Raw genomic sequence first — 6,331 nt, 5'->3', positions numbered from 1 at the left:
AATCATGTTCGAGGAGGAATATAATGAAAAGGAATCTATTTATTGTAAGCAGTATATTATATATCGCCATATTTCTAATTGGCTGCGGGTCGACTGATGGGACGAAAACAGATGAAGCGGAAGACGCCAATAAAGTCGAAACCGCAGAAGACAAAAATACACAAGATTTTCCAGTAACGATTGAACATGATGGGGAAGAAATAACAATCAATGAAAAACCGGAAAATATTTTACCATTATCGCTTGACGTAACGGAAATTTTACTGGAACTTGTCGATCCAAGCAGAGTTGTCGCTATCTCTAGTTCTGTTGAAGATGAACATTTGTCAACAAATACCGAAAAAGCCGAGGAAATTCCTAATCGGGTTTCTACGGCAGCATATATTGATCCAGAAGAAGTCCTCGCCTATGAAACAGATTTACTTTTACTAACGAAAATGCATGGGCAGGAAGAAGATGCGAGTAGTATTTTAAGTGAAATTGACCTACCGATTATTACTTTTGAAACGATGGGCACACTTGCACAATTCATGGAAAATATCGAAGTAATCGGTCAAGCAGTTGGAGAAACGGAAAAAGCAGCCGAATTGATTGAACAGATGGAAAATGATCTCGCAGCAATTCAAAGTAAAATTCCAGAAGATCAAGATGCACCATCTGTCTTAGTTCTTTCGGAAGTCGGAGCAGGAACCGGACCATTCATGATGGGACCTGGAAACATTTCCTATGATTTAATCCAATTAGCTGGAGCAACACCTGCAGTGGATAAAATCGGCTTGGAAGGCTCTACTCCCGCTTCCATTGAACAAGTGATGAAGATGGATCCAGATTATATTTTCCTGCTTGACTTCTTCGGTAATGGGGAAGAAGATTTCACCGAATTAAGTGAGAATCCCGGCTGGAGTAGCCTGCAAGCAATTGAAAACGACCGAGTCAAATTACTTGATGTAAAATATTTAATGAACCCAAACGTGGAAGTAATTGAAGGACTTGAGATTATGGTTGATTGGATATATGGATTGGAGTGATTCAATGAATATTCTTGTTTTATTTAGTTATGGAAGTCTCACATCGATTGATGATGTTGCTGGATTTTACAATGATATTTATCATGGAACAGCTACAGAGGAAAATATCGCTGCAGGGGTCAAGACATATGAGGCACACGGCATGGCTGACCCTTTAGGAGCGAATACAGCACGCGTCGGCCGAGCATTGGTAAAGAAATTAACGAAAGAATCTGGTGAAAAATGGATTGTCTATGTAGCCAACCACCATACAGAACCATCGATTCAAACCGTTGCTGAGGAATGTATTAAGCTAAACCCGAAGCGAATCGCTACATTCAGTCTCACACCATTTGATTCGCTTACGGGCAGTAATGCATATGAAAAGCGATTCACCAAAATATTTCGGGAAGAAAATGACCAAACGAAAATCGTCCATGTAGCAACCTACTGTGATCATGACCAATTTGTCGAAGTTTTAGCTGACCGTGCGAAAACCGCTTACGAATGGCTGCCAGAAGCGGAACGAAAGCAAGCGGAAATCGTGTTCACGGTCCACAGCAAGCCCGGCGTTCCGAAAGCACATCAAACGATGATTATGCAATACGAAACATTGGCTAAGAAGGTTGCCGATTCTCTTCCTGTTAAAGACTACCATCTAGCTTATCGGAGCGGTAAACCTCTTCCCCAGCGCTGGTTAGGGCCGGATGTGCTTGATGTAGTTGATGAGCTACATGCAAAAAACGTCCCAGCCGTTATCTTTATTGAAGCACTGTCCGTTATAGAAAATATTGAAGCGATCCAGGAGATTACAACGGATGCGATCAATAAGGCGAAGGGGCTTGGCATGAGCGCCGTGCAAAGTGAATACTTAAATGACAGTGCGGATTTTGTTGATGCGTTATGTGATCATCTCTCCGTAGAGTTGCAGATGGAAACTGGGGCCGCTACCATTAAATAATTCGTACAAAAATAAAAAGCCTTTCTCCCCATTGGGATAGGCTTTTTATTTACTTTATAGCTCTTATTCGCTATAATCTTTTCTAGCAATCGTCCATCCAGTAAACCCAAACAGCAGGTTTATCAATGGAACAAGATAAATAAAGAATGCATATGGTATGTATTCCCAAGCACTTACTCCTAGAATTCCCGAGGCAAACACTGCGGTCACACTCCAAGGCACAAGGTTTATGCCAACCGTAGCCATTGATTCAACTGTTCTAGATAAATTTTTCGTATCAATATTCATTTCTTTATATTTCTGCACAAAGGTTCTTCCCGGCAATATAATAGATAAATATTGCTCCCCACTTGCTAACACAACAACAGATGTAGTTAATAAGGTAGAGGCGATTAAAGATCCGGTTGTCTTTACCTTCTCCAACAGTTTTCTTGTTAAGACTTTAAATGATCCCGTTTCTTCTAGGATACCACCAAAAGCTGTGGCAACAATTAAGATACCGACTGTCTCCAGCATGGAGGTAAACCCGCCGCGATTTAATAGGGAATCTACAGCTTCAACACCCGTCTCGATTGCAAAGCCAGTTGACATTGCTTGAACGGTTGACGCAATAGAACTTCCTTGTACAACGACAGCAATAGCAGCACCCAATAAACCAACACTCATTAAAGCCGGTAGTGCCGGCACCCGTCTGATCATTAAAAAAACAGTAAAGACTGGAAGCAGTAATAATAATGGATGAATGACAAACCAATCATTTAACGTTTCCATGAACATATCAATTAAAGCTGAATCCAATTTAATATCCGTCACTTCAGATTTCCCGATCATCCAAAATAATCCAAGTGCTAGCAAGAATGCAGGAATCGTATCCCATAACATATGTTTAACATGACTAAATAAATCTGTTTCAACCATCGCCGCGGCAATATTTGTTGTGTCAGACAATGGGGAGAGTTTATCTCCAAAAAACGCTCCAGAAACAATAGCTCCCGCAACAAGTGCCGGAGAAAATCCTAATGCATCACCAATTCCCATAAAAGCTATCCCGACTGTTGCGATAGCGGTAAAGGATGTTCCAAGTGTAATGGACACAATCCCCGTCACAAGGCTAGTGATTGGAACAAACCAGGCTGGACTAATCAGCATCATGCCATAGTAAATCATCGTAGGAATCGCCCCACTAGCTATCCAGGATCCTATAATCATACCAATCGTTAATAAAATAAATAATGCTGGCAAAACCCTGCTTACACCGTTTGCCATCATCTTTTGAACTTCATTCCACTCCCACCCAGAACGAACAGCCATGATGGAAGCTAATATCACCCCAACGATTAACGGAAAACTCATGCCAGCATCCCAAATGAAAATAGAACTTGCTCCTGCAATGATTAAACCGATTATTGGAATGAGTGATTTTGTAAAGGTTATGCTCTTCTTCATCGTATCCTCCGTTATTTTCTAAAAATCTATTTACATGCTTAGAATATAACAGTCCTTAAAATCACTAAACAAAGGCGCAAGCGCCCGTTTAGCAACGTACAAACTGGAGCACTCCGGAATGAGATAAAGGAAACACGGCGAACGTAGAGAGCCGATGTTGACTTATCGATTGGAGGAGTGTGAAGTTTGGGACTGCGCACTGCTCGTCCCACCAAAAGATCTGCTAGTTGCTGGGCGCTGGAGCCGGACGCGGCTAGCCCTGGATACCTAAGTTATTACAGCATTTTATATTATAATTTCTTATATTACTAAAATACTTTAGTGAATTAATGCGTTTATTCAATGATGTATTGATGTTCTTAAATGATAAGCAATTTACGGTAATTAGTCAACCAATCTTTCATTATATGCGTATTAACCGCATATAGAGAAAGTGAATATAAATTATTACGTAATAAAGCAAATAATCAAAACTTCTGTTAAAACGAAAGGAAGAAAGGAGGATTTTAATATGCCTAATCATGAAAAACAAAAAATTACGATTGACCGAACAAAGGAAACACGCTCCAGGGAAATTGCAGACATGATTAATGAAGGTGGACTCGGTTCGGAGCAATATTATGTCATCCTTAAGCAACAGAACGACCGGGAACATCAAAAAAATGACAATACAGATCACTGAGCTTAAAAGTAAGTAATAGTTTACCCGAGAATAGGAACTTCACTATTTCGAACAAACTAGATATTCCTTATCCACTGGATACAAGCGCAAAATTTCGGTAAAATCCTAGCCTAAAAATTATGTAAAATATTAAATGCTGCTAACTCCAAAGTCACGATATGTACATTGGAGTTAGCAGCGTTATAAAGTGAAACTCATTCAGTTGGGAATTCCTTCCCCCCCACTGAATGTTAGTTGAACAGAATCAGGGAGTTACGGACTGTATACCCCCCACCTTCACATGTTGGGCTTCCCCCATGTTTAGAAGTGGGCGTATTACAGATCGTTAATACGTGGTAAAACTCAATCTAAACCTACCTAAAAGAGGGAAACGAAGGCAATTTATGCGCTCTTCTTATTTCCTCCAATTGCATTCAAGCGCTTGTTGTTTGTCGCAATAATGTAAATCGCAATCGTCCAAATAACTAGCGCAATGATTGAACCGATATTAAAAATTCCTTTTTCCGCGGTCCATATAATGAAATAGCCGATAGATCCTGCTAAAAGCGAGTAATAGAAAAACGGCAGAAGCGTTTTACGTATGACATGCCCTTCTTTTCCTACAAGTCCAACAACAGCTGATGCCGCTACAACATTATGCACACAAATCATGTTACCTGCTGCGCCACCAACTGCCTGAAGGGCAACTACCCAAGAGGGATCAGCACCAATCCGTTCGCCGACCCCGAATTGGAAGTAGGAAAACATCATATTACTTACCGTATTACTTCCAGCTACAAATGCTCCGATCCCTCCAATAAATGTTGCAAAAATCGGATACATGAAACCTGCAAGATTTGCCACGCCTTCCGCTAAAGCTATCGGCATTTCCGGATATCCCGCTGCTCCTCCTGCCGTATTGATAAATACTTGCACCATCGGAACCGTAAACACAAGGGCTGTACTGGCAGCAATGATTGTTTTACCTGATGCCTTCCACGCCCTTCCAAAATCGCTTGGTTTCATTCCGTGTATAAAGTAGGTAATGACGGCAACAACGATAAAAATAAAACCTGGAGAAAATAAAAAAAAATATGTTTTTATGTTATTCCAAGTTCTTCTTGCAATTTAAAAACCATACGCAAACGTGGATATGACAATGTTTGTGTATGGTTCTCACTTTTTAAAGTTTCTTCAAGTTAGTCTAATTATACCGGTGGTCGGGGTCGAACCGACACTCCCGTGAAGGAACAAGATTTTGAGTCTTGCGCGTCTGCCTATTCCGCCACACCGGCATTGGAGGCGGTAACCGGATTCGAACCGGTGGTAAAGGTTTTGCAGACCTCTGCCTTACCACTTGGCTATACCGCCAGATAAAAAAATGGAGCGGAAGACGGGATTCGAACCCGCGACCCCCACCTTGGCAAGGTGGTGTTCTACCACTGAACTACTTCCGCATCATAACTGGGCTACTAGGATTCGAACCTAGGAATGACGGGACCAAAACCCGTTGCCTTACCGCTTGGCTATAGCCCAATAATAACTAACTATTAAATGGGGCGACCGGTGGGGGTCGAACCCACGAGTGCCGGAGCCACAATCCGGTGCGTTAACCACTTCGCCACGACCGCCATTTAAATCAAAAAAACAATGGCAGGGGTAGTAGGAATCGAACCCACATCAAAGGTTTTGGAGACCTTCGTTTTACCATTAAACTATACCCCTATATCAAATGGTGGAGGGGGGCAGATTCGAACTGCCGAACCCTGAGGGAGCGGATTTACAGTCCGCCGCGTTTAGCCACTTCGCTACCCCTCCAACAATAATACAAATGGTGGCTCGGGACGGAATCGAACCGCCGACACACGGATTTTCAGTCCGTTGCTCTACCGACTGAGCTACCGAGCCGTAATAACTTTTTTCTAAATAATGGCGGTCCGGACGGGACTCGAACCCGCGACCTCCTGCGTGACAGGCAGGCATTCTAACCAACTGAACTACCGGACCTTAATTTGGTTGCGGGGGCAGGATTTGAACCTGCGACCTTTGGGTTATGAGCCCAACGAGCTACCGGACTGCTCCACCCCGCGGTAATAAGAAATATGCAAGTTTTGCTCATGCATAATAATAGAATAAGGACTATTCGTCGTGTTTCGGGATAATTCGGGGAAGCTTACACTCCTCACAAAGCCTATTCAGAGATGTTTCTCAATGGTGTTTCGGCTTTGCTCCACCCCACGATAGTAAAAATATATT

The 6,331-nt window shown here is 42.2% G+C and carries 5 protein-coding genes and 10 tRNA genes; 3 read left to right on the top strand and 12 right to left on the bottom strand.

Features of this window, described 5'->3' with window-relative positions:
• The first annotated feature begins 23 nt into the window (after window positions 1-23).
• Window positions 24-1,028 carry an ABC transporter substrate-binding protein gene (locus SPD53_RS19275; RefSeq protein ID WP_336253515.1) on the top strand — a complete coding sequence of 335 codons (1,005 nt, stop codon included), beginning with the start codon at window positions 24-26 and terminating at the stop codon, window positions 1,026-1,028.
• Window positions 1,015-1,968: a ferrochelatase gene (locus tag SPD53_RS19270; RefSeq protein ID WP_156857025.1), complete on the top strand. Its 954-nt coding sequence runs from the start codon at window positions 1,015-1,017 to the stop codon at window positions 1,966-1,968. Before SPD53_RS19275 ends, SPD53_RS19270 begins: the two co-directional genes overlap by 14 nt.
• A 63-nt stretch (window positions 1,969-2,031) precedes the next feature.
• Here SPD53_RS19270 and nhaC read toward each other — a convergent pair whose 3' ends face one another.
• On the bottom strand, window positions 2,032-3,414 hold the full coding sequence (gene nhaC, locus SPD53_RS19265; RefSeq protein ID WP_336253514.1) for a Na+/H+ antiporter NhaC: 1,383 nt from the start codon (window positions 3,412-3,414) through the stop codon (window positions 2,032-2,034).
• 511 nt (window positions 3,415-3,925) lie between these two features.
• Between nhaC and SPD53_RS19260 the strand changes: the two genes are divergently transcribed.
• Entirely contained in the window at window positions 3,926-4,096 is a 171-nt protein-coding gene (locus tag SPD53_RS19260) for a hypothetical protein (protein ID WP_336253513.1), read from the top strand.
• 381 nt (window positions 4,097-4,477) lie between these two features.
• Here SPD53_RS19260 and SPD53_RS19255 read toward each other — a convergent pair whose 3' ends face one another.
• The 11 genes from SPD53_RS19255 to SPD53_RS19205 form a co-directional block, all read right to left on the bottom strand.
• Complete coding sequence (locus SPD53_RS19255; RefSeq protein ID WP_442946246.1) at window positions 4,478-5,203, bottom strand: L-lactate permease; 726 nt, start codon at window positions 5,201-5,203, stop codon at window positions 4,478-4,480.
• An 83-nt stretch (window positions 5,204-5,286) separates the two neighbouring features.
• A tRNA-Leu gene (locus tag SPD53_RS19250) sits at window positions 5,287-5,370 on the bottom strand.
• A 2-nt stretch (window positions 5,371-5,372) separates the two neighbouring features.
• Window positions 5,373-5,446 (bottom strand) — tRNA-Cys (locus SPD53_RS19245).
• An 11-nt stretch (window positions 5,447-5,457) separates the two neighbouring features.
• Window positions 5,458-5,532 (bottom strand) — tRNA-Gly (locus SPD53_RS19240).
• Between the two features lie 7 nt (window positions 5,533-5,539).
• A tRNA-Gln gene (locus tag SPD53_RS19235) sits at window positions 5,540-5,611 on the bottom strand.
• A gap of 19 nt (window positions 5,612-5,630) precedes the next feature.
• A tRNA-His gene (locus SPD53_RS19230) sits at window positions 5,631-5,706 on the bottom strand.
• A gap of 20 nt (window positions 5,707-5,726) precedes the next feature.
• Window positions 5,727-5,800 (bottom strand) — tRNA-Trp (locus SPD53_RS19225).
• Window positions 5,801-5,808: 8 nt separating this feature from the next.
• Window positions 5,809-5,893 (bottom strand) — tRNA-Tyr (locus SPD53_RS19220).
• Window positions 5,894-5,907: 14 nt separating this feature from the next.
• Window positions 5,908-5,983, bottom strand: a tRNA-Phe gene (locus SPD53_RS19215).
• Between the two features lie 22 nt (window positions 5,984-6,005).
• Window positions 6,006-6,082: transfer RNA gene (locus SPD53_RS19210), tRNA-Asp, on the bottom strand.
• Window positions 6,083-6,088: 6 nt separating this feature from the next.
• A tRNA-Met gene (locus SPD53_RS19205) sits at window positions 6,089-6,165 on the bottom strand.
• Between the last annotated feature and the right edge of the window lie 166 nt (window positions 6,166-6,331).

The organism is Oceanobacillus sp. MO10714A, from assembly GCF_037072045.1.
Classification (GTDB): domain Bacteria; phylum Bacillota; class Bacilli; order Bacillales; family Amphibacillaceae; genus Oceanobacillus; species Oceanobacillus indicireducens.
The sequence above is the reverse complement of the archived record's forward strand: the minus strand, read 5'-3'. Positions and strand labels throughout refer to the sequence as shown.

What these genes read in the sequence shown, in the direction of transcription:
- SPD53_RS19275 (WP_336253515.1), top strand. Translation starts at nt 24, where the DNA reads ATGAAAAGGAATCTATTTATTGTAAGCAGTATATTATATATCGCCATA.
- SPD53_RS19270 (WP_156857025.1), top strand. Translation starts at nt 1,015, where the DNA reads ATGGATTGGAGTGATTCAATGAATATTCTTGTTTTATTTAGTTATGGA.
- nhaC (WP_336253514.1), bottom strand. Translation starts at nt 3,414, where the DNA reads ATGAAGAAGAGCATAACCTTTACAAAATCACTCATTCCAATAATCGGT.
- SPD53_RS19260 (WP_336253513.1), top strand. Translation starts at nt 3,926, where the DNA reads ATGCCTAATCATGAAAAACAAAAAATTACGATTGACCGAACAAAGGAA.